Below are 1,659 nucleotides of genomic sequence, written 5' to 3' on the forward strand. Positions count from 1 at the left end.
ATTGGCTTGCCTTTCCTTTTCTCGTTTGTCTAAAGTTTCAAATCTCTCTTCAATTTCTTGTTTTTCTTTCTGCTTTAACCAGTCTTTATACCATTCCTTTTGAAGGCAAGTGATAGGCGCTAAAGCGGCTTTCATGGCTGGTGTTTTGAATGTTGACGATTGACCAATAAGAGTGCCCCAGAGATTAGGTACCACAATCCAATCATCATGTTGTTTTGGGGCAACCCGCACGCCATTACCAATGACAGCAGCCAAGGCACAGAGAGCAGAGACAGCAATAAAATCCATAGGGGCTTGTTGACGCTCTGAAACGTCATAAACATAATCCATGAATGGCATGGGGAGCTGTAATGGGTCAAAAGGCTCGACGGGTAAGAGAGCCGCCGTGATAGGCTTTAATTCCCCCCAACCGTTTTGTTGCAATGCTTGCTTATAAGGAATGGCTTCTAAACAAGTCTTATCAGTTAAAAAAACATTATCGTTATCATTGAATGAAACATTTTGATTGTCGTATTTTACTTCACTTTCTTTCATATTTTCCTCCCTCTAGAAAGTAATACGTTATTCAAATCGGTTCCTTTTGGGGCTTGCATCATAAAGACTTCAAAGCCATAGCTATAAGCGTGCGCAGCGAGGGTAAAACCTGCTTTACGACCCGCATCATCGCCATCCATTGCAACTGTCAAACGCCCTTTTTAGGAGGTAAATTCACATGTCTCATGCCATGGGTTGAAAGGGACGCCCATAAATCAACGGGCTCTGGTAACAACCCAGACAGCAGAGCCAGACCGGTTTCAATACCTTCACAAATGACCAGATTTTTTGGATTACCTTGGCTTAAATGCACAGCACCACCCATTACAGATCCCAACATGGCTTTTGCTGGTTTACAGCCATTGTCTTTTAAAAAGGTTCTATGAATGGCAAAGGAGCCAGCACCCTTAACAAGAGCCACCAACGCGGGCAGTGTAACCCCAGAGGGGTGTGGACATTTGCTATGAAAGCGTAAATCAGCAGGCAAATCACATGTAATACCCCGCATACGTAAATAGGTTTCTGCTAAAGTATTTTTGATTGGTTGGCTTTGTTGCCAAATGGCTTTTGCTCTCTCTGCTTTCTGTTTTACTCGTTTGAGATCAGCACAAAACTGTTTTGAGAAAGAGAGCGTGTAACCATAAGCTTTATCAAAAAGGCTTGTTTTCCAAGCAAGCCAATTCTAATGAGCGCTTGTATGCTTTCTCTAAAAGAGCAGCCAGCATAACAATACAGTAAAAGACGCCCATCATGTCCATTGGCAAGGGATAAGCTAGGCAGTCTATCATCATGAGCAGGGCAACGGGCTGTTCCATAACGCCCATGCCAAACTCCACGCAAAGCACGTGTGATACCTTGCGCATTCTTAAAAGAACACATCATTTTAAATCCTATAACGTTGCGTCACAGGACGGATTGTGCTATTCATATAAGGTGTGAAAATGAAAAGCCTTGTCCGTCCTTATGTGACAAGGTTTTTTTATGCCACGTCGTTATGACGTTGCTGTTTTGCTTGCTCGATAACATTGATAAGATCCGATTGTAACCAACGGGATAAAAAACCAAATTTTAAAGGTTTTGGTAAAGATCCATTAGTAACATGACGGCGGAAAGTTGAGACACTCA

The 1,659-nt window shown here is 42.6% G+C and carries 2 protein-coding genes and 1 pseudogene; all 3 read right to left on the reverse strand.

The window, feature by feature from the left end; all coding sequences use genetic code 11:
- Positions 1-534: DUF3987 domain-containing protein (locus ABID23_RS07905; RefSeq protein WP_354190945.1), on the reverse strand; the 534-nt coding region annotated here is incomplete at its 3' end.
- Positions 531-1,416, reverse strand: a pseudogene (locus ABID23_RS07910) (DUF7146 domain-containing protein). The gene ABID23_RS07905 and the pseudogene ABID23_RS07910, both read right to left, overlap by 4 nt.
- A 97-nt stretch (positions 1,417-1,513) precedes the next feature.
- The coding region (locus tag ABID23_RS07915) for a helix-turn-helix transcriptional regulator (RefSeq protein WP_354190947.1) at positions 1,514-1,659 on the reverse strand (146 nt) is incomplete at its 5' end.

This window comes from Bartonella silvatica (genome assembly GCF_040545155.1).
Taxonomy (GTDB): domain Bacteria; phylum Pseudomonadota; class Alphaproteobacteria; order Rhizobiales; family Rhizobiaceae; genus Bartonella; species Bartonella silvatica.